Genomic DNA, 19,311 nt, shown 5'->3' with positions numbered 1-19,311 from the left:
GAGTGCGAAGATCTGAACACTATGAAGTATTGAGACCGGTCGTCGAAGATGAAACGCAATCAAAGCCTGTGCATGCAAGATACATTGGCCTTGATCGCTTAGGCGCCTTGGTATTCAATTGATAATGCTAAGTCGGCGTGTGTTTACCGATCCGCTCCATTTCATGTGGATGCAAAACCGGCGTATCGGACAGTGCCTGCAAAGGCCGGCCTTCGGCAACTTCGCGTGCAACTTCCTAGACCTCGTCTTCTCGAAGTTGGCTACAGCTTCCATCCAGTGTTGCAGCGCCCTGTTATCATCAAAGTAGCAATGGCTACTAACGTTTCGGCACAAGCGCGCGCGCAATCCACCTCATTTCCGGCGATGGCTCTTATCGCTGGATGGCTCATCCCCGGCGCAGGTCATTTTCTGCAGCGTAAATGGATTCGCGGCGGCCTCCTGATGGTCTCCATCGTCGCGATGTTCATCATCGGCCTCGCTCTCAAGGGCAAGATCTACTCGCCCAACACCGGCGATCTGCTGGACATCCTCAACTTCGCCGGCGACCTCGGCAATGGCCTTCTCTACGTTCTTGCACGCATCTTCGATCTCGGCCAGGTGACGGTGCAGGTAGCCACCGCCGACTACGGAACCAAGTTTATGGTCGTGGCCGGCCTTCTCAACATCATCTCCGCCGTCGACGCGCACTCGCTGGCCACCGGGAGGAAGCGCTCATGACCATCTCGCACTTCGGAGCAGTCCTGCTCTTCGCTCTCTTCACCTCCATCGTCTTCGGCATAACGCAGCGCTCCGAACCTCGCACCATGATCCGCTTCGGCGCCTTCTGCTTTGTCCTCTTCGTCGGCGGCACCATCGCGGCCAGCTGGATCATGTGGATGATCAAACATTGAGCGGGCACTGATCGCCTCTTTTCCCGCTGGCAACGTTGCAATCAACATCCCTTTGCCATAGGCTGATTGTGGCACTCAAGTTCTTCGCACACCACACGGTGTCGCCCACGAAGAATGCGGGAGTGGCGAAATGGCAGACGCACTTGGTTTAGGTCCAAGCGGAGAAATCCGTGGGGGTTCGAGTCCCTTCTCCCGCACCAATATCTAAAAAGCAACCCAACCCCGAAAGAGATTCGATGAGCCAGCAAAACCCCAATCAGCCCCAGGACAAACAGCCTCAGCTCAAGCTCACCAGTACCCAAGACTATCGCGACGGCTATGCCAACAGCGTACAGGTCCGCATGAGCGTATGGGACTTCTTCCTCGTCTTCGGCACCATGAGCCAGGACAACCCCGACGAGCTGAACGTGAAAAACTTTCAGGGCATCTATCTCAGCCCGCAGCAGGCAAAGGCTCTCTGGAACGTGCTCGGACACAATCTTGGTCAATACGAGCAGACCTTCGGCTTCATCACGCTTGAGCAACTCCCCCAGCCCGAAGGTCCCGTCAACTAAAGCGTGCGACCCCAACGCAGCACCGACAAAGATGGGCAGCAAGCTTTCGAGAATATCCCTCTCTGGATGCTCTATCCGCTCTTCTTCGTTGCCGTCTATCTCTCACACTTTCGCCTCCTTCGGCTTCCCTATTTCTGGGACGAAGGAGGCTACTACATTCCCGCCGCGTGGGACTTCTTCCGCACCGGCACCCTCATCCCGCAAAGCACCGTCACCAACGCGCACCCGCCGCTGCCTTCGATCCTCCTCGCCGCCTGGTGGCACCTCTCCGGATATGTCGTCAGCGGCACGCGCACGCTGGTGGCAATGGTCGCCGCAGCCGCTCTGCTTGGCGTCTTCAAACTAACCAGAACGCTGACGACCTCCGCAGTCGCTGCAGTCACGGTCGTACTCACCGCGATCTATCCCGTCTGGTTCGCACAGAGCACGCTCGCTCACGCTGACATCTTCGCCGCAGCCCTCACCCTCTGGGGCTTGGCCTTCTACTTCAACCACGACTCCGCAGACACGGGATCAAGTCTCGTCCTGAATCCGATCTACTCTGCGCTCATGTTCTCTCTCGCCGCGCTGTCGAAAGAAACGTCCATCGTCACGCCCATAGCGCTTGCTCTTTGGGAGATAGCCCTTCTCCTCCAGAATCGCCGCGCTCCTCAATCACGCAGACTCCACCTCTCTTGGATGGCCGCACTCCTCGCCCCCATCTTGCCACTCGCTGCCTGGTATGCGTTCCACTACCACCGCACCGGCTTCGTCTTCGGCAATCCGGAGTTTCTCCGCTACAACGCCACCGCAAACCTCGACGCCTATCGCATCGCGCTCTGTCTCTGGCATCGTCTCCTCCACCTCTTCGCCCACATGAACATGTTCGTGCCTGTCGTGTGCATGATCGCCGCAATGTTTCTCCCCATCGCCGCAACTAATAAGCGACTCCCCATCTCCCGCCCAGCCCTCAAAGCCATCGGCGTAGTTCTTCTTGCTAACTGGATCGCCTTCTCCATCCTTGGCGGCGCTCTCCTCACACGCTATCTGCTGCCGATGTATCCGCTGATCCTGCTGGTCGGCGTCAACACCTGGCGCCGCCGTCTTTCCGAGCGATGGCTCCTCCTCGCCGCCCTGAGCGCAATAGCATTCCTCGCAGGTATCTGGATCAACCCGCCCTACGCCTTCGCCCCCGAAGACAACCTCACCTATCGCGACTTCGTCGTTCTCCATCAGCAGGCGGTCCGCTTCATCGACCTCACCTACCCTCAAGCCACAGTCCTCACCGCGTGGCCAGCAACCTCAGAGCTCAACCGTCCTGAGCTTGGCTACACCAATCATCCCGTCAAGACGGCGCCGATCCTGAACTTTTCGCTGGAGCAGATCGAAAAAGCAGCCGCCGATCCGGGGAGTTACGACGTAGCGCTCGTCTTCTCGACCAAGTGGGCACCGCCGGCCAACCGCGTCGATCTCAGTCGGCAGCACGAGTCCGTAGACACGAAGTACTTCGACTTCCACCGCGACCTCTCCCCCTCCGAAATCGCAACGATCCTCCACGGCGAAGTCGTCTGGCAGGCGCATCGTAAAGGCGAATGGGCCGCCGTGCTCCACTTCCCCCGTATCGTCGAAGCATCCTTCCACCCGCTGGAAAACCCTGACCCTCTATACTCATATCTGTGACGAAGCGCCTTCAAGTTCGCTCGATCCTTCAACGGCCATGGCTCCTCTCGCTGCTTCTGCTCTGCAGCATCGCCGGAGTCTCCCAATCCGCTGAGACAGCCGACACCGGTGGCCGCGTCATCCTTGTTCTTCCCTTCGACAATCGCTCCGGACAGCCAGCCCTGGCCTGGGTCGGTGATTCGTTTCCCGACACGTTGAACCAGCGCCTCTCCTCTGCCGGCTTCCTCACCCTGACCCGCGAAGATCGCCAGTACGCGCTCGACCATCTCGGCCTGCCCATCGACTTCAGGCCGTCTCGGGCCACCACCATTCGCATCGCACAGAATCTCGACGCCGACTTCGTCATCGTAGGCAGCTTCAACGTCATCAATGGCCGCATCGCAGTGCAGGCGCAGGTCCTCGAGGTCAAAAATCTCCGACTCTCCGCGCCCTTGCAGGATTCGAGCGAACTCAACCGTCTCTTCGACGTCGAAAACGCCGTTGCGTGGAAGGTCGCGAGACAGATCGATCCTCACTTCAATATCGCCCAGCAGACCTTCCTTGCAGCCTCAGGCGGAGTCCAGCTAAGCGCCTTTGAGAACTACATCCGCGGCACCGACGCGCCAACCTCGCAGGAGAGAATCAAGCGACTCCAGGCAGCCATCGCGACCAATCCCGACTATCCCGCCGCCCTTCTCGCCCTCGGCAAAGCCCAGTACAACGAGCGGGAGTACGACCAGGCCGCGGCGACCTTCGCCAAAATCCCCCAAACCGATCGGCGCGCTCTCGAAGCAGGGTTCTATATTGGCCTCTCCCGCTTCAACACTGCCAAGTACGCCGAGGCCGAATCAGCCTTCTCCTTCGTCGCCAGCCGGCTACCGCTTCCGGAAGTCGTCAACAACCAGGCCGTCGCCTCCAGCCGCCAAGGCCATAACGCCGTTCCGCTCTTTCAGCGCGCCTCAACGGCCGATCCCAATGATCCCGACTATCACTACAATCTCGCCGTCGCCTTCTTTCGCCAGGGAGACTTCGCAGGAGCCACCCGCGAAGTCAACTCGACCCTCAAGCTCCGCCCAGCCGACTCCGAAGCAGCACAACTCAAGACCAGCATCAGCGAAGGCCGGAAACCTCCAACCGCCACCCCAGCGGCGACAGACCCTGCAGCATCAACGAGCGACTTCGATCCCCTCGAGCGCATTCGCCGTACTTACTCAGAGGCCTCCTTCCGACAGGCTGCCTTTCAGCTCGACCAGATGCGTGCCATGCGCCTCGCCACCCTGCCTCCAGCGGAACAGGCCGCAGAATACACCCGCCAAGGCCACGAGTATCTCTCGCAAGGCCTGGTTCCCGAAGCCGAGCAGGAGTTCCAGACCGCGATTGCAGCAGACGCTTCCAGTGCAGAGGCTCACGCAGGCCTCGCGCAGGTACGGGAGCGAAGCGGCAATGCAGCCGATGCCCGCACCGAGGCTCAGAGTTCCATTATGCTGCGCCCAAACGTCACGGCCTATCTCGTTCTCGCCCGTCTCGATCTCCAGACCAGTGACGCGTCAGCGTCAGCAAGCAACGTGAGCAAGGCGCTACAACTGGACCCGAAGAACTCTGCAGCGCAAGGCATGCGTCAGGCCCTGCAGGCACGTGGACAGAGCCTGCCATGACTTCCTACGCCAGAGTCGCCCTCCTCCTCCTGATGGCGACCCTCTGCGCACGGCCCACATTAATCTTCGCCGCTCCCGCCGCCTCCGGTACCGTCGTCAAACTCACTATCCACGACACCATCCAGCCCATCACCGCGGACTACCTCCAGCGCGGCCTTCGCGAGGCGGCCAGCCAACACGCCGAAGCAGTCCTGATCTCGCTCGGCACCCCCGGCGGCCTGCTCGAGTCCACCCGTGTGATGGTGCAAGCTATCGAAAACTCACCCGTCCCGGTCATCATCTTCATCTCACCAACGGGCAGCAGAGCAGGTTCGGCCGGCTTCTTCCTCCTCGAATCAGCTGACATCGCCGTAATGGCCCCCGGGACCAACGCAGGTGCGGCTCACCCTATCGTCGAAGGCCGCCAGCTGGATCCCATTCTCAAAGAAAAAATTGAGAACGATGCCGCGGCCTTCCTCCGCTCCTATACCTCTCGCCGCGGCCGTAACGTCGCTGCCGCCGAGGACGCCGTTCGCAACTCAAAGTCCTACAGCGACGAAGAAGCTCTCAATCTGAAGCTCATCGACTTGGTCTCCGCCGACGACGCCTCCCTGCTCAAAGCCCTCGACGGCCGCGCGATCCACCGCTTCGACGGCACCACCCAGACCCTTCATCTCCAGGGAGCGCAGATCATCACCACCGCCCCCTCCCAGCGCGAGCGCCTGCTCAGCAAACTCACCAACCCTGACGTCGCCGTGCTCCTGCTCATTCTCGGTGCCCTCCTCATCTACCTCGAGTTCAACGTTCCCGGCACCGTCGTCCCGGGCTCCATCGGCACGCTCTTCGTGCTCCTCGGTCTCTTCGGGCTGAACCTTCTCCCCATCCGCCACACAGCCATCGTTCTTCTCCTCGCAGCTTTGGTGATGATGGTCCTCGAGGCCAAGTTCAGCAGTCACGGCGTATTGGCAGCCGTCGGCATCGCCGCACTCATCTTCGGCCTCGCCACTCTGGTCGACGGCCCCATCCCCGAGCTCCGCGTCCATCTCGCGACCGCCCTGGGCGCAGGCCTCGGCTTTGGCACCATCTCCTTCGGCCTCGCCTGGATCGCGCTACGTGCCCGCCGCGGCAAGGTCCTCACCGGCCCGCAGGCCATGATCGGCGGCACCGCTGTCGTCCGCACCCCACTCTGCCCCACCGGCCAGGTGGAGATACGCGGCGAGCTCTGGCAGGCCTCTCTCCAGGGCCAGGATTCGCTTTCCGTAGGCTCTCTGGTCTCTGTGCGCGGGTTCGACGGCCTCACTCTGGTCGTCGAACCCGCCAATAAGCCCGTTTGACCGGCCTTCGAAGCCCCATCAGGCAGCCCCCATCAAATGCCGCGCCAGAGTAGACTGAAAGAACAGTAGTTTTTGAATAAGGGAGTCTTTTCTTGATGTTGAATGTGTCTCGCCCGATCTGGGTTCGGAACGTTGTACTTTGCCTGCTGCTCTCCGCGGCTGGATCAATCGCCAAAGCACAGGCCACCCCGCAAACGGGCCTGGACCGTCAGCTCTCCCGCCTCGACATCGGCGTGGTCGCCTCCGCCATCCTCAACAGAGACTCCAACGGCACCGTAGCCATCAACACCGTGCCCACCGCAGTCAATCTTCATCCCGGCAACACCGTAGGTCCACTCGTAACCATCCGCTACACCAAGTCCCCATACCTCGGATTCGAGTTCAACTACGCATACGCCCGCTACACGCAGACCTTCACACCCTTCGGAGCCACACCTACTGGAGGCGTTCAGCAAAACGCCTCGGAGTACACGTTCGGTTACGTCGCTCACTTCCGCCGCGAGTTTCACGGAGTCGCACCCTTCGCCGGCGGCGGCGCCGGGACAACCGCGTTCCGTCCAACGCCCGGCGGCGGCGAAGGCCTCTCACCCCAGGCGCGCGCCACCTACTACTACAACGTCGGTGGCGACTACATGCTCAACAAACACTTCGGTGCACGCGCTGAGTTCCGCCAGACGTTCTTCAAAGCACCAGACTTCGAGACCAACTACCTCACCATTCAGAAGCGCACCACCGAACTTCAACCCGGCTTCGGCTTTTTCTTTCGCTTCTAGCCAGTAATGCCGGCTGCCGCTGCGCCTGCTTTACAATCGCAGCGGCGGCTGCAATCTGGCCGACAGAGGTCTTACCCATGATGTCTCTCCCGCTGCTCTTTGCCATCGTCATCGTAGTTCTCTACCTCGTCAACTCCCTCAACATCCTCAAAGAGTACGAGCGAGGCGTCATCTTCCGTCTTGGCCGGGTCAAGCAGGCCGCAGCAGGACCAGGCCTCATCTGGATCTTCCGCCCCCTCGACCAGATCGTCCGCGTCAGTCTCCGCCAGGAGGCGATGGAGGTCCCCCCTCAGGACGTCATCACCCGCGACAACGTCACCCTGAAGGTCAACGCCGTCATCACCCTCCGCGTCGTCGACCCCACCAAAGCCGTCATCGAAGTCGCCAACTACATCTACCAAACCTCGCAGTTCGCCCAGACCACCCTGCGCTCAGTTCTCGGCGAGGTCGACCTCGACGGCCTCCTCGCCCACCGCGAAGCCCTCAACATCCGCATCCAGACCATCATCGACGGCCATACCGCCCCCTTCGGCGTCAAAGTCGTCTCCGTCGAAGTCAAGCAGGTCGACATGCCCGAATCCATGCTCCGTGCCATGGCCAAGCAAGCCGAGGCCGAGCGCGAACGAAGGGCGAAGATCATCCACGCCGAAGGTGAGTTTAATGCCGCAGCCAAGCTCGTCGAAGCCGCCCAGCTCATGGCCACCCAACCCATGACCCTCCAGCTGCGCTACCTCCAGACCCTCACCGAGATAGGTGTCGAGAAAAATACCACCATCGTATTTCCCCTTCCAATGGAGCTGATGAACCTGTTCAATAAGACATTCACGCCCGACACGGCGTTGGAGAAGAAGGTCTGACCGTGAACAGCCGCTACCAAACCGACGACGACTTGCAGGATCTTCGCGACTCTCGCGGACAGGATCGCGAGATCTCGCTTGGCACCACCACGATCCTTGGCATCTTCTTCGCATTGGCTCTACTCTGCGCGGTCTTCTTCGGCTTCGGCTACTCCCTGGGCAGGCGTTCAGCCCCGTCTGTGGTCAGCGGAGCGGAGAACACCAGCACAAGCTCCGAGTCCAGTGCCTCAAAACCCTCTCCTGGAAGCCTCGCAGCTCACGCAGCATCCACCTTGCCCGCTACCGCCTCCGAGGACGCACGTCAAAGTGCCAACCCTTCGGACGCTTCTGCAACAGAACCTACGGATGCAAGCCAACCCGCTCCCGCACTCACCAGGGTCAAGGCCGTAGCGGCAGACTTTCGCCCCGAACCAGCAATCAAGCCAACCGCAAAGCCCGCAATGGTGATTCCCATCACACCCGCCGGACAAGGAGTAGCCGTCGTCCAGGTAGCCGCCGTCTCCCACCAGGAGGACGCCGACGTTCTCGTCAATGCTTTGAAGCATCGCGGCTACAGTGTGGCCATCCACAAGGAGCCGCAAGACAAGCTGCTCCACGTTCAGATCGGGCCCTTCTCCACCAAGAAAGATGCCGACGTCATGCGGCAACGGCTCCAGACAGACGGTTACAACGCCATCGTCAAGTAGTCCGCCGGCTGCATTTCAGGAGGCAGCGCCGCTGCAATCGCGTTCCTGACCGCCCGCATCAGCTCCTCACGTGTCGCATAGTCTGACGGCTCGATCGCCTGAAGCAATAGAACCCGCGCCACTCCGGGCGTGATGGCGTTGCTTCCCTTCCGCATCATCGTCTGCGTCCCCGAGATAGCGATGGGGACAATCGGAGCCTGCGTCTCCTTCGCCAGAAAAAATGGTCCCTTTTTGAAGGCAGAGAGCCGCCCATCCAGCGAGCGTGTTCCTTCCGGATATACCAGAATATGTAACCCGGACAGGAGCGCATCGCCCGCAGCGGCGACCGTAGCCTGTGCAGTATCGCGACGGCTTCCCCTCTCAACCGGTACAAACTTCGCCAGCCGCATCGCCTTGCCCAGAATCGGAATATTCATCAGCTCCTGCTTCAGCAACACCGAGCTGCGCCCCGGCAGTAGCGGAATCGTCACCGGCGGATCCAGGTTCGAAACATGATTGCTCATAAAGATACAGCTGCGCCCGGCTGGAATATTTTCAAATCCGCTGATGTCGATCTTAATTCCCGCAGCGCGCACCCCCGCGTTCGTAATCCACATTGCAACGCGATAGAGCCTGGAGACGTCTCCGACTAGCAGTGTGTAAGGAATGCCGATGATCCCGGAGATTGGACCGAGGGCAAGATAAACAAAGACGAGCTTCAGGGTTGCGAGCATACCAACTTCAAGAATAACAGCCGCAAATGACCTCTCGACCGGACGCAGCCTTACCTGCTTGAAGCTCGGCCTGCAATCGCCGCCGGGAGCTTCCCGTAGATATTCCCGAATCCGCCATTCGAGAGAATCGCAACCACGTCTCCCTCGCACAACTCCGGCACCACAGCTTTCACAATCGCATCAGCATCCGCCAACAGACTTGCGGGAACTCCGCGCGCATTCAACGCACTCACCACATGCTCAGGGTGCAGTCGCTCGCTCGCCGGAATGCTCTCAGACTTGAAGACCGAAGCCAGCACAACCCGGTCTGCCAGCGCCAGACTATCCACAAGGTCAAGCTCAAAGACATTCCTCCGCAGCGTATTCGACCGCGGCTCCAGCACCGCCCACAGTCGTCGGTTCGGGTACGACTCCCGTAGAGCCCGCAACGTCTCACGAATCGCTGTTGGATGATGCGCAAAGTCGTCGATCACGGTTACACCCCCCACAACTGATCGCACCTCCAGCCTGCGCTTCACACTCTTGAACGTAGCCAGCGCCTCAACGATCGCCTCAGTTGGAACTCCCTGCCCCGCAGCCAACGCCGCAGCAGCCGTAGCGTTGAGCGCGTTATGCGCCCCCGCCATCGGCAGGCTCAACTCAGCAAACGGAGCACCCGCGCGCGTTACCGTCCAGCGAGTCAACGTCCCCTCATGCCGCAGATCCGCAAGACGCCAGTGCGACAGAGGATCGAAGCCATAACGTTCCACCGCGCAGAATGCCTTCTCGATACACTCACTCACGTTCTCGCTGCCGTCGAACGCAACAATCCGCCCCCGCCCCGGCACAAGATTCACCAGTCGCTTGAACGCAGTTTTGACCGCAGGCAGATCGGCATAGATATCCGCATGATCGAACTCGACGTGGGTCAAGATCAACGCGTCAGGGAAGTAATGAAGAAACTTCGGCCCCTTATCGAAGAAGGCGGTGTCGTACTCATCGCCCTCCAGCAAAAACGGCCTCGTCGAACGAACCTTAAAGCTCGTCCCGAAGTTCTCCGCAACGCCGCCAATCAGAAACGACGGCGCCAGCGCAGGGTTTTGTCGCGACGCAACCTCATAGATCCACGCCAGCATACTCGTGGTCGTCGTCTTGCCATGCGTTCCTGCAACGACCAGCGACTCCCGCCCCGGCAAAAACTCATCATGCAAAATCGCTGCCATCGAACAAAACGGGATCCGCGTATCCAGTACATATTCCAGCTCGACGTTCCCCCGCGAGATCGCATTTCCAACCACCACCAGGTCCGGCCTCTGCTCCAGATTGCTCTCCGAAAATGGCTCGTGAATCGGAATCTTGAGTGATGCCAGCAGATCGCTCATCGGCGGATAGGCCGCTGTATCGGACCCCGTCACCCGGTGCCCCTGCAGTTGCAGCATCCCAGCCAGCGAAGCCATCGCCGTGCCGCAGATGCCGATCAGATGAATGTGCTTGGAATTTTGCATGTCGCGAGACTCCAGCCTAACCGCTCACCGCTGCTTCGAGAAGGTGCATCCGCGGATTCCTCGCGTCGGCAAGATCCAGTCTGGCAGCAACACCCAGCGGCAGCGTGACGTTATACATGCTCACATGCCCGCATCGCAGCCCGACGGCGATTGGCCCATCAAACTCACGAAGCGCATGAAGAATCGCCCGCTCCAGATAGTCCTGCTCGTCCGGCGAAACGTTTTGCTCCATATCCCCAAAGACGATCCCGGTCACCTTTTCAAGCACCCCCGCATAGCGAAGATGAAGCAGCATCCGATCCCACTGATACGGCTTCGTTCCGATGTCCTCCAGAAAAAGAATGCTGTCCCTCTCAACACGCGGAGCATACGGCGTACCCAGCGCCTCCACGAAGATGGAGAGACACCCGCCAACGACCAAGCCCTCGGCCTGCCCGCCACGCAAGACGCGAAGCCCCTCCGTATCACCAAGCGACCATGCAGGATCGCCCGTCAGACTATGCTGCCAACTCGCGAGGTCCACGCCATCCTCTCGCGAAAAATCCGCCGCCACCATCGGCCCATAGAACGTCGCAAGATTCGCCTCATTGTGAAGCCAGCAATGCAGCGAAGTATGGTCGCTGTACCCAATAAACGGCTTTGGATTTGCTCGAATCAGCTTCGCATCAAGATGCGGCAGCAACTCCGTCGATCCCCACCCGCCCCGCGTGCAGATGATCCCATCGATCTCCGGATCCGCAAACGCCGCATGAAGGTCCCGCAGCCGATCTTCCAGTTTGCCCGCGTAGTACAGCGGCCCGCTGTCTAGCGCATGTGGACTAAGTACGGCCTTGTACCCAAGCCGCTGCAGGTGCGCCATGCCACGCTCCACCAACTCCGGCTTGGGAGTACTCGCCGGCGACAAGACCGCAAGCGTAGCGCCCGCACGCAGCGCACGAGGCTTGAAAAGTGGTGCCGTCACAGGGCCGCAACCTCGCCGCGGCAGATAATCTCCGCCGGCCCCGTCAATCGCATCACCGCATCGTTTGACGGCCACACAGTTCGCTGCGGCCCGCCCTCTGCAATCGCAGTCAACTCCCGTTCCACCCTGCGAAGCACCATCGCCGCAGCCGAAGAGGCACACGTCCCCGTACCCGAAGAGGTCGTAGGCCCGCACCCTCTCTCAAAGATACGAAACGCAATCTCGGTCTGCGAAAGAACCCGAACAAACTCAACGTTGGTGCTATGCGGAAACAGCGGACTCACGCTAATCTGCGCTCCAAGCTCCTGCCAGCTCAGGCCATGTGCGCTGAAATCGTCGCTATCCACAAAGAGAACAAAATGAGGGTTGCCGACATTCACCATTGCGCCCGGCACCTCACCAACTCTTGGCAGCACAATCGTGCGCTGCATTACACGTGGAACGCCCATCTCGCTCTCGATCAGATAAAGCGGATCGTTCGACTCAATCACATGACAAGTACGCAAGCCACCATGAGTGCCCAGCCCAACCTCCGGCCTACCCTCGCTGCTCGCCAGCCAGGCGGCCACACAGCGCGTTCCATTGCCGGAAAGCTCCGCTTCGCTTCCATCAGCATTGAAGAGCCGCAGAAAATATTCGCCATTGGCCTTTCGATCAAGGAATTCAATACCATCGGCACCAACACCGGTGTTCCGCGCACACAACTTGCGAGCAAGCTCAGCGTGGCGACGCTGTGCCACCGGCTCCTCGATGATCAGAAAGTCATTACCGCAGGCATGCGCTTTGACGAAGAAAATCATGTGCTCCTATTGTGCCTCAATGCTAGTTGCAAGTCGGCCGGCTACTTCGGCAGCGCAATGCTGGATCGGTCAGACTTATAAATTCGCGCGCAGGGCTGGCCGCTTGTGCACAAAATCGTCAACTCGTTAAGCCCTTGAGGATGCATTGCAACGGCTGCCGCCACCGGATCTCCGGCGATCGCGACAACGTATCCCGCATGCTCAGCAGGCACGGCCAGCGCAGCCTGAAAACTGTCGTAATCTCCTTCATTGACAGTCTGCCGCAAAGGAATTCCAGCATCCTGCAGCGCCCCTATGTGATCGGAGTTGTACATCAAAATCGTCGAGCCATAAGGAAACTGCCCCAGCTGACGAGCCAGCGCCGTCTCAAATGCAACCCGAGTCGTTGAATTCACCAGCGCCTCTTTGAGCACCAGCGGCGTGCGGTACATCATCCCAACCGTATTCAAGGCAATCAACAGAAGCACCACAGGCTGCATCAGTCTCCTGGCAAGCGGCTGCGTCTCGCTCCATCTCCGCTCCATCCACTGCACGGCCACAAACGTAAAGAGCGCCAGCGCCGGCAGCAGTTCCATTCCATAGCGCGAGTTGTAGTAAGAGTGCGGCCAGAGCTGCGGAATAAAGATCGGCACCGAACCATAAGCCACCGAATAGATATAGAACGGCAGCGGCATCCATAGCAACAGCGACGACAGAGCGAGGCGGCGACGTACCGTCAGAATCAACCCACCCACGGCCGCTGCCATCAGCAGAAAACCCGTCTCCCAAAAAGCCGCGTCCACCTGTGCCGTGCGCGTATAAAACAACAGCGCCCACGCAGGGTTATGCCATCCACGGTGGTGATGGCCGTTAGGCGGCATCGTCTTCCTTTCAATCGCTGCCGCAGAATAAGGCCCACGCAGAAAGTCCAGCGGATCATGAAAGAAGTGCTGGTTATAGGCCAGCCAGCTCACCGGCCCTGCAATCAACAACACCGTGAAGACAACAAAAACCAGAGTGACCTCACGCCACACCTCACGCCTGCGCGCCAGCGAGAACGTCACTACACACCACGCTGCCGCGCCTAAAATCCAGCCGTCGTAGCGCGTAAACACAGCCGCCACAAGGAAGACCGCAAGCAACACCAGACGGCGCTTAACCGCACTCACCCGCGAGTCCTTAATCGCAGCGATGCATTCAACAGTAAGCAACGTCGTCCAGATGAGAAGCATTAGGAACAACGGCTCCGTCATCGCAGTCGTCGCAAGATAGAGCAGATTCGGGTTGAGCGCATAAAGAGCCATCGCCGCCAGCGCCCACCGCGGAATCATCATCCAGCGCGCCAGCCGATAGATACCCGCAACACTGGCGATATAGCAGATCAACGAAGGCCACGCACCAGCCAGTCCGTTCTGCCACCACTCCACCTTTTGCACAAAAGGAAGCATCAGCAGGTGGGGCAACGGCAACCAAACCCCGCCAAGCTGGACGAGCCCCGGATTCCGCGAATCCAGGATGCGCCGAGCAATGCCAAGATGCGCAACAGCATCACCGTACAGTAGGAGATATCCACGCGAATACGATAGAAGCAATGCGATAAAAGACAGCAACACCGCACCCAACGCGACCGGAAAGGTCTCCTGCCGCGTCGCCGGCCTCACCTCTTCCGGATCGAACTCCGCGACACCCGAACCAGCAGTTCGGCCCGCTAAGGCCGATGCCGCTGGCTTGTTAAGCCGCGAACTCCGGGACGACTTAGACGCCCGCATGTTCAAGGTGCGAGATCTCCAGGAAGAGTTTGAATCGTTCATCGATCTCTTCACGAGACACATTCTGCAGCCGCTCAGTCCCAAAACGCTCCACGGCAAACGAACCCATCACCCCACCATAAAACATCGCAGTGCGAAGAACTGCCGGCGTCAACTTAGGCTGCGACGCGAGGTATCCATAGAAACCTCCAGCAAACGAGTCCCCCGCACCCGTGGGGTCAACTACCTCCGCAAGCGGCAGCGCCGGCGCGCGAAACGGACGCAATGCCTTGCTACCACTAGAAAACGAGCGATCGCTGAAGAAAGCGGTGGCGCCATACTCACCATGCTTGACCACTAGCGTCTTCGGTCCCATGGCAAGCACCTTCTCCGCGGCCACAACCAGGTTGCGCTCCCCAGCCAGCATGCGCGCCTCGCCGTCATTGATCAGCAACACATCCAGCTCGCGCAGCACCTTCGCAAGATTCGCAGAGTGATCGGCAATCCAGTAGTTCATCGTATCGCCGCAAACCATGCGGACATTTGGCATCTGGCTTCGCACGCGCGACTGCAGCACTGGATCTATATTCGCAAGAAACAGATACTCGCTGTCCTTATATGCATCCGGAATCTTTGGCTCGAACGTCTCGAAGACATTCAGGTCTGTACCGAGAGTCTTGGCCTCGTCCATATTGCCCGAGTAAGAACCGGTCCAGTGAAAGCTGAGTCCCTCCGACCGTTCGATACCCTTCGTGTCGATGCCGCGGCGAGTAAAGATCGCCTCATGCTCAGCAGTAAAGTCCTTCCCGACGACACCAATAACGCGTACCGATGTAAAGTAACTGGCTGCAAGCGAAAAATGTGTTGCCGCGCCGCCCAGGCAATCCTTCACCGCGCCATGGGGCGTTTCAATGCTATCGAACGCTACCGAACCTACAACGAGAATTGCCATAAACTCCTTCTACACACTACGATCTAATTAATATTAGCAACTAATCAAGTTACAAAATCTTGAGACACACAAAACTATTACCTTAGAGATATCTACTAAGCAGCAGAGAAAGCTTCTGCTTAGTCTCTTCTGGAATCACTTTACGATCAGTAAGAATGGCGTACTTCAAAGCATCGACACACGCGCAGCCTTTTGTCATATCCACCGGCATCGCCGCAACAGCCGCACGTACTACCTTTGAGGCGTTGTCCGCATTCTGATGCATGACAGCAACAATCTGATCCACTGTAACGTCGTCGTGGCCCTCGCGCCAGCAGTCGTAGTCGGTGACCATCGCCACGGTCGCATAGCAAAGCTCGGCCTCGCGAGCCAGCTTCGCCTCCTGCAGGTTCGTCATCCCAATCACATCAGCGCCCCAGCTTCGATACAGATTCGACTCCGCGCGAGTCGAAAATTGCGGCCCCTCCATACAGACATATGTTCCGCCAAGCTTGCCGACGACACCAACCGTATCGCAAGCCTTCTTTAGCACCTCGGCCAGAGGCGCGCAGATCGGATCGCCGAAGGCGACATGAGCAACAATCCCTTCGCCGAAAAACGTGGAAGCGCGGGCAAAGGTGCGGTCGATAAATTGATCCGGAATCACAAAATCCGTCGGCTTGTGTTCTTCTTTCAGCGAACCCACCGCCGAGACCGAAAGAATCGTATCGACTCCAAGCATCTTCATCGCAAAGATGTTGGCGCGGAAGTTCAACTCGCTCGGCAGAATGCGATGACCGCGTCCATGACGAGCAAGAAAGGCGACGTTTCGGCCTTCGAGTTCACCCAGAACAAAAGCATCGGACGGCTCGCCGAACGGAGTTGTCACGCGTTCCTCGCGCACGTTGGTCAGTCCAGGCATGGCATACAGACCGCTGCCCCCGATAATTCCGATCTCTGCCTTCTTCAAAATACTGTCACTCCCTTTAGTGGACAAGCTCCGCTGGCTACCTCGCCCCTCTGGAAGTATACCGTTGCAGCGTGCTCTCATTGACAGCGCCGAAAGACGCTAGAACTCGCGACATCGAGAGCGCTGGCTCGTTGACTGGCACAATGACCGGCACAACCGCCTGCTGCATCCGCCCTTCAGGCTGTATGCTCCCAATCATGTCGCGCAGCTTTCGTGCGAGCGCCAGATTGAAACCTTCGCCGATAAACACCGAATCGCCCGCGCGAGAGATCACTACATCTCCCTCATTAGTGGAGTACACCAGCTCTTCATCTTCAGTCTCATCGCTCTTGCGCTCCACAACGTTCGAATATTTTCTCGGAATCTGCGCCGCATAGATACGCAGAAAAGAACGCGCCGAATCAGCGTTCTTCCATCGCGAGTAGTAGAGCAGCGCAATGGACGCCGTTGACTCCTTCTCCGCCTCGGTCACAGCCGACTTGCGTTGCGCTGCATAGTAGACACCACCATTCCACTCTGGCGCGAGTGAAGCTGCCTGCTCCCGCCCGCCGAACAGCTCAGCAAGAATGCGAACGTCCAGCTCCCCCATCACGCCGACATCGTAGGGGGTGTACTCCGCATCGAGCAGCGGATGAATATCCGGCAATCGGACCAGCGGCACCGGCGCATGCGCCATGTAGGCCTCCGGATTCATGATCTCGAAGCTCGAAGACGGAGGATTCGCTAGCACGCCATGAAACGCCGCCTCTTTGCCGGCCTTGACCAGAATCGCCTGCTCGAAGCCAAGCCCTTCGCCATAGGGAAACAGCAAAGACTCCTGCAACAACAGCGGAGCACGCGCCATCACAGGCGATCCGCCCGCGTCTGTCGCCTGGTCCTTCAACTTGTTCGCAAGATCCGGCGCATCGGCGATCGTCCTGCCGGTGGACCGCAGCGTGTAGTCGATGAAGACCGCCATCGCCTGTCCCTCCGCCACCGCCGTGCGCGCGGTATCTGCCTCATCCATCTGCAGGTGATGATTGTCTTCCTGCACGTTATGCGAGGTGCTGGACAAACTCACGTCCGACCACTTCGTCAGGTCAATGTTCTGGTCCTGCAGAGCGTGAGTCAGCTCATGCGCCAATACCGGCTTCTGCTCATCAGGCTCAATCCAGTCCAGCAGATTTACTGTCTTCGTCTTGTTGTCATAGAAACCTGCAACCTGCTCGGTCAACAGCGACAGCAAAAACGAGCGCAAATGAAAATCGCGATCGAGCAGCCCGAACTTCTTAAGCACAACCTCCGACCGCTCCATGCGCTTGGCGCCCTCATCTTCGTCAAACTTGTCTTTGAGGTAGTGGTTCACCTGATCGCGCGAGATAAGTTTGCGCTTCACGGTATGTTCAATCGGCAACTTCGTGTCGCTGCTGACGAAGCTGAGAATCTCATCCACAGACCGAAAGAGCTCCTTCGCCTGCTGTTTGGTCATCGGCTGTTGACTCGCAGTGGGCGCAGTCGGCTGAGCAGCACCCGGCGCCGATGTCTGCGCGGCATAGGCCCCAAAACTGGCCGACCACAGCGCAAAGGCCGCGATCATCCCCGTCGAACTTCCGCTCCCGACCCAAAGCCTTCCCAGCAACATAACCCTCTCGATCCACCGCTATAATCAAGTGTACGCAAGTTTTTTGCATCAATCCGTCATGAGTTCATCAGCACAATCCGAAATCTCGATCCCGTCAACTTCGACTCCCGCCTTGCAGCTCAAGGCGCTCCTCCAGAACACCGGCATATCCGCTCTGCACAACACCGGCTGGATCCGAGTCACCGGAGAGGACCGCGTCCGCTGGTTGAACGGGATGGTAACCAACTCCATCCAGCAGCTACTCCCCGGCGAGGGCACCTATAACTTTCTCCTCAGCGTTCAAGGCCGCATCCAGGGCGACGCCACCATCTTTGCCCGCCCGGACGATCTCCTCATGGAGACAAGCTCGCCGCAAGTCTCAACCCTGATAACGCTGCTCGACCGATTCATCATTATGGACGATGTAGAGCTCGCAGACATAAGCAGCACGCGAGCGGGCCTGCTGCTCGCCGGTCCCAAAGCAGCCTCGCTCCTTCAACAAATCGGCCTCGCCACCGGCGACCTGGCCCCCCTTACGATGCACTCGCTCAGCTGGAACAACGCCGCAGTCGATATCCTCCACGCCTATAGTCCCCTCGTTCCGCGGTACGAACTATGGGCCGATGAAGCGATCGCGGCAAAGCTAGCCGGCATCCTTCAAGGCCTCGATGCAACGCTCTGCGAAGAGCAAAGCCTTGAATGGCTCCGCATCCTCGAAGGAACTCCGCAGCTCGGAACCGACATCCGCGACCGCGAACTCCCCCAGGAGACCGGCCAGACCCGCGCCCTGCACTTCGCCAAGGGCTGCTACCTCGGCCAGGAGATCGTCGAGCGCATCCGCTCCCGCGGCAACGTCCATCGCACCTTCAGCGGTTTTCTCCTCAAAGGAGATCTTCCACCCGCCGGCATATCGCTCGAAGCCGACGGCAAGCAAGTAGGCGAACTCACCAGCATCGCTGCCATCCCGCTACCAGGCGAAGCCCGGGCCGTCCACTTCGCACTAGGCTACATACGCCGCGAGGCTTTGGACCGCGGACTCTCCATCACTTACCCCGGCGGTATCGCACAACCGGTCTCGCTCCCCTTTTCGCAACCTGCAGCCTCTGCGCCATCGGTTGCATCTGAACCTCCTGAAAGAGTGTGAACATGCCTGAACAGAAAAAGCCCTTCGTTGTCACCGACCGCCGCAAGTTCACCATGGACGGCGAGCTGCGCCCTGACGCCGATCCTTCGCCAGAGAGAGAAGAGCGCGAGGCGCGGCCGGCAGAACCAGTCGCTGCAACGCCATCCCAGCCCGTCGCACCCGAGACACCGCAGGAGCCCGAGCTCCCGCCAGCCCTAACCGCAGAGCAGACCGAGCAGGCCAAGCGCGCCTACGAGATGACAGCCGATCGCCTCGACACCGCAATCCGCTCAGCCAACCCCGGCATGGACCATCCACCCACCATGAGCTTCGATCAGCTCGTCCAGTCCGTCTATATGACCTCCATCCTGCAGCTCGGCGGCACCACGCAGGAGGGCCAGCAGCCCCAGGTCGACATCCTCGGAGCACGCCAGAGCATCGACATGCTCCAGGTTCTCGAAGAGAAGACCAAAGGTAATCTCTCCACCGAAGAGTCACGTCTGCTCGAAAGCGCTCTCTTCGAACTGCGCATGGCCTTCCTCGAAGTCACGCAGGCGCTCGCCCGTTCCGCAGCCTCCAAGGCCCCCGGCGGCCCAGCCCGTCCTGGCCCAGGCGGCCCCAGCATCGTCCGCTAAC

The 19,311-nt window shown here is 59.4% G+C and carries 19 protein-coding genes and 1 tRNA gene; 12 read left to right on the top strand and 8 right to left on the bottom strand.

The window, feature by feature from the left end; all coding sequences use genetic code 11:
- Positions 1-309 precede the first annotated feature (309 nt).
- From RBB75_RS13285 to RBB75_RS13240, 10 genes are all read left to right on the top strand, one after another.
- Entirely contained in the window at positions 310-717 is a 408-nt protein-coding gene (locus tag RBB75_RS13285) for a DUF6677 family protein (RefSeq protein WP_179637235.1), read from the top strand.
- A complete protein-coding gene (locus RBB75_RS13280) occupies positions 714-890 on the top strand; it encodes a hypothetical protein (RefSeq protein ID WP_179637234.1) in 177 nt (58 codons plus the stop codon). The genes RBB75_RS13285 and RBB75_RS13280 overlap by 4 nt, the downstream gene beginning before the upstream one ends.
- 116 nt (positions 891-1,006) lie before the next feature.
- A tRNA-Leu gene (locus tag RBB75_RS13275) sits at positions 1,007-1,090 on the top strand.
- Positions 1,091-1,126: 36 nt separating this feature from the next.
- The gene (locus RBB75_RS13270; RefSeq protein WP_179637233.1) at positions 1,127-1,444 is read left to right on the top strand and encodes a DUF3467 domain-containing protein; all 318 of its coding nucleotides are present in this window, start codon (positions 1,127-1,129) and stop codon (positions 1,442-1,444) included.
- 66 nt (positions 1,445-1,510) lie between these two features.
- Positions 1,511-3,103 carry an ArnT family glycosyltransferase gene (locus RBB75_RS13265; RefSeq protein WP_179637232.1) on the top strand — a complete coding sequence of 531 codons (1,593 nt, stop codon included), beginning with the start codon at positions 1,511-1,513 and terminating at the stop codon, positions 3,101-3,103.
- A complete protein-coding gene (locus RBB75_RS13260) occupies positions 3,100-4,737 on the top strand; it encodes a tetratricopeptide repeat protein (RefSeq protein WP_179637231.1) in 1,638 nt (545 codons plus the stop codon). The genes RBB75_RS13265 and RBB75_RS13260 overlap by 4 nt, the downstream gene beginning before the upstream one ends.
- Entirely contained in the window at positions 4,734-6,050 is a 1,317-nt protein-coding gene (locus tag RBB75_RS13255) for an NfeD family protein (protein WP_353068343.1), read from the top strand. The genes RBB75_RS13260 and RBB75_RS13255 overlap by 4 nt, the downstream gene beginning before the upstream one ends.
- A gap of 95 nt (positions 6,051-6,145) precedes the next feature.
- Positions 6,146-6,823 carry an outer membrane beta-barrel protein gene (locus tag RBB75_RS13250; protein WP_179637229.1) on the top strand — a complete coding sequence of 226 codons (678 nt, stop codon included), beginning with the start codon at positions 6,146-6,148 and terminating at the stop codon, positions 6,821-6,823.
- A 77-nt stretch (positions 6,824-6,900) separates the two neighbouring features.
- The gene (locus tag RBB75_RS13245) at positions 6,901-7,680 is read left to right on the top strand and encodes a slipin family protein (protein ID WP_179637228.1); all 780 of its coding nucleotides are present in this window, start codon (positions 6,901-6,903) and stop codon (positions 7,678-7,680) included.
- A gap of 2 nt (positions 7,681-7,682) precedes the next feature.
- On the top strand, positions 7,683-8,366 hold the full coding sequence (locus RBB75_RS13240) for an SPOR domain-containing protein (RefSeq protein ID WP_353068342.1): 684 nt from the start codon (positions 7,683-7,685) through the stop codon (positions 8,364-8,366).
- On the opposite strand, the gene RBB75_RS13235 is transcribed toward RBB75_RS13240, so the two are convergent.
- From RBB75_RS13235 to RBB75_RS13200, 8 genes are all read right to left on the bottom strand, one after another.
- On the bottom strand, positions 8,345-9,079 hold the full coding sequence (locus tag RBB75_RS13235) for a lysophospholipid acyltransferase family protein (protein ID WP_179637226.1): 735 nt from the start codon (positions 9,077-9,079) through the stop codon (positions 8,345-8,347). The two genes, RBB75_RS13240 and RBB75_RS13235, sit on opposite strands and share 22 nt — an antisense overlap.
- Positions 9,080-9,129: 50 nt before the next feature.
- Complete coding sequence (gene mpl / locus RBB75_RS13230) at positions 9,130-10,563, bottom strand: UDP-N-acetylmuramate:L-alanyl-gamma-D-glutamyl-meso-diaminopimelate ligase (protein ID WP_179637225.1); 1,434 nt, start codon at positions 10,561-10,563, stop codon at positions 9,130-9,132.
- A 16-nt stretch (positions 10,564-10,579) separates the two neighbouring features.
- A complete protein-coding gene (locus tag RBB75_RS13225; RefSeq protein ID WP_353068340.1) occupies positions 10,580-11,524 on the bottom strand; it encodes a S66 peptidase family protein in 945 nt (314 codons plus the stop codon).
- The gene (gene dapF, locus RBB75_RS13220) at positions 11,521-12,324 is read right to left on the bottom strand and encodes a diaminopimelate epimerase (protein ID WP_179637224.1); all 804 of its coding nucleotides are present in this window, start codon (positions 12,322-12,324) and stop codon (positions 11,521-11,523) included. Before dapF ends, RBB75_RS13225 begins: the two co-directional genes overlap by 4 nt.
- 41 nt (positions 12,325-12,365) lie before the next feature.
- Complete coding sequence (locus tag RBB75_RS13215; protein ID WP_179638761.1) at positions 12,366-14,072, bottom strand: glycosyltransferase family 39 protein; 1,707 nt, start codon at positions 14,070-14,072, stop codon at positions 12,366-12,368.
- Positions 14,059-15,003: a PfkB family carbohydrate kinase gene (locus RBB75_RS13210; RefSeq protein ID WP_179637223.1), complete on the bottom strand. Its 945-nt coding sequence runs from the start codon at positions 15,001-15,003 to the stop codon at positions 14,059-14,061. The genes RBB75_RS13215 and RBB75_RS13210 overlap by 14 nt, the downstream gene beginning before the upstream one ends.
- A gap of 82 nt (positions 15,004-15,085) precedes the next feature.
- Positions 15,086-15,952, bottom strand: coding sequence for an S-methyl-5'-thioadenosine phosphorylase (gene mtnP / locus RBB75_RS13205; protein WP_353068339.1), 867 nt, complete (start codon positions 15,950-15,952; stop codon positions 15,086-15,088).
- Positions 15,953-15,989: 37 nt separating this feature from the next.
- Complete coding sequence (locus tag RBB75_RS13200) at positions 15,990-17,573, bottom strand: hypothetical protein (RefSeq protein ID WP_353068338.1); 1,584 nt, start codon at positions 17,571-17,573, stop codon at positions 15,990-15,992.
- A gap of 58 nt (positions 17,574-17,631) precedes the next feature.
- On the opposite strand from RBB75_RS13200, the gene RBB75_RS13195 reads away from it, so the two are divergent.
- Together RBB75_RS13195 and RBB75_RS13190 are read left to right on the top strand one after the other, a co-directional pair.
- Positions 17,632-18,696 carry a YgfZ/GcvT domain-containing protein gene (locus RBB75_RS13195; RefSeq protein ID WP_353068337.1) on the top strand — a complete coding sequence of 355 codons (1,065 nt, stop codon included), beginning with the start codon at positions 17,632-17,634 and terminating at the stop codon, positions 18,694-18,696.
- A 2-nt stretch (positions 18,697-18,698) separates the two neighbouring features.
- Positions 18,699-19,310: a DUF1844 domain-containing protein gene (locus RBB75_RS13190; RefSeq protein WP_179637220.1), complete on the top strand. Its 612-nt coding sequence runs from the start codon at positions 18,699-18,701 to the stop codon at positions 19,308-19,310.
- Position 19,311: the final 1 nt, after the last annotated feature.

This window comes from Tunturibacter empetritectus, from assembly GCF_040358985.1.
Taxonomy (GTDB): Bacteria; Acidobacteriota; Terriglobia; order Terriglobales; family Acidobacteriaceae; genus Edaphobacter; species Edaphobacter empetritectus.
Note: the sequence above shows the minus strand (reverse complement) of the source record. Positions and strands in the feature narration are given on the sequence as shown.

Coding starts and splice junctions, on each gene's coding strand:
- RBB75_RS13285 (WP_179637235.1), top strand. CDS start 310: ATGGCTACTAACGTTTCGGCACAAGCGCGCGCGCAATCCACCTCATTT.
- RBB75_RS13280 (WP_179637234.1), top strand. CDS start 714: ATGACCATCTCGCACTTCGGAGCAGTCCTGCTCTTCGCTCTCTTCACC.
- RBB75_RS13270 (WP_179637233.1), top strand. CDS start 1,127: ATGAGCCAGCAAAACCCCAATCAGCCCCAGGACAAACAGCCTCAGCTC.
- RBB75_RS13265 (WP_179637232.1), top strand. CDS start 1,511: ATGCTCTATCCGCTCTTCTTCGTTGCCGTCTATCTCTCACACTTTCGC.
- RBB75_RS13255 (WP_353068343.1), top strand. CDS start 4,734: ATGACTTCCTACGCCAGAGTCGCCCTCCTCCTCCTGATGGCGACCCTC.
- RBB75_RS13250 (WP_179637229.1), top strand. CDS start 6,146: ATGTTGAATGTGTCTCGCCCGATCTGGGTTCGGAACGTTGTACTTTGC.
- RBB75_RS13245 (WP_179637228.1), top strand. CDS start 6,901: ATGATGTCTCTCCCGCTGCTCTTTGCCATCGTCATCGTAGTTCTCTAC.
- RBB75_RS13235 (WP_179637226.1), bottom strand. CDS start 9,079: ATGCTCGCAACCCTGAAGCTCGTCTTTGTTTATCTTGCCCTCGGTCCA.
- mpl (WP_179637225.1), bottom strand. CDS start 10,563: ATGCAAAATTCCAAGCACATTCATCTGATCGGCATCTGCGGCACGGCG.
- dapF (WP_179637224.1), bottom strand. CDS start 12,324: ATGATTTTCTTCGTCAAAGCGCATGCCTGCGGTAATGACTTTCTGATC.
- RBB75_RS13215 (WP_179638761.1), bottom strand. CDS start 14,072: ATGCGGGCGTCTAAGTCGTCCCGGAGTTCGCGGCTTAACAAGCCAGCG.
- RBB75_RS13210 (WP_179637223.1), bottom strand. CDS start 15,003: ATGGCAATTCTCGTTGTAGGTTCGGTAGCGTTCGATAGCATTGAAACG.
- RBB75_RS13200 (WP_353068338.1), bottom strand. CDS start 17,573: ATGTTGCTGGGAAGGCTTTGGGTCGGGAGCGGAAGTTCGACGGGGATG.
- RBB75_RS13195 (WP_353068337.1), top strand. CDS start 17,632: ATGAGTTCATCAGCACAATCCGAAATCTCGATCCCGTCAACTTCGACT.
- RBB75_RS13190 (WP_179637220.1), top strand. CDS start 18,699: ATGCCTGAACAGAAAAAGCCCTTCGTTGTCACCGACCGCCGCAAGTTC.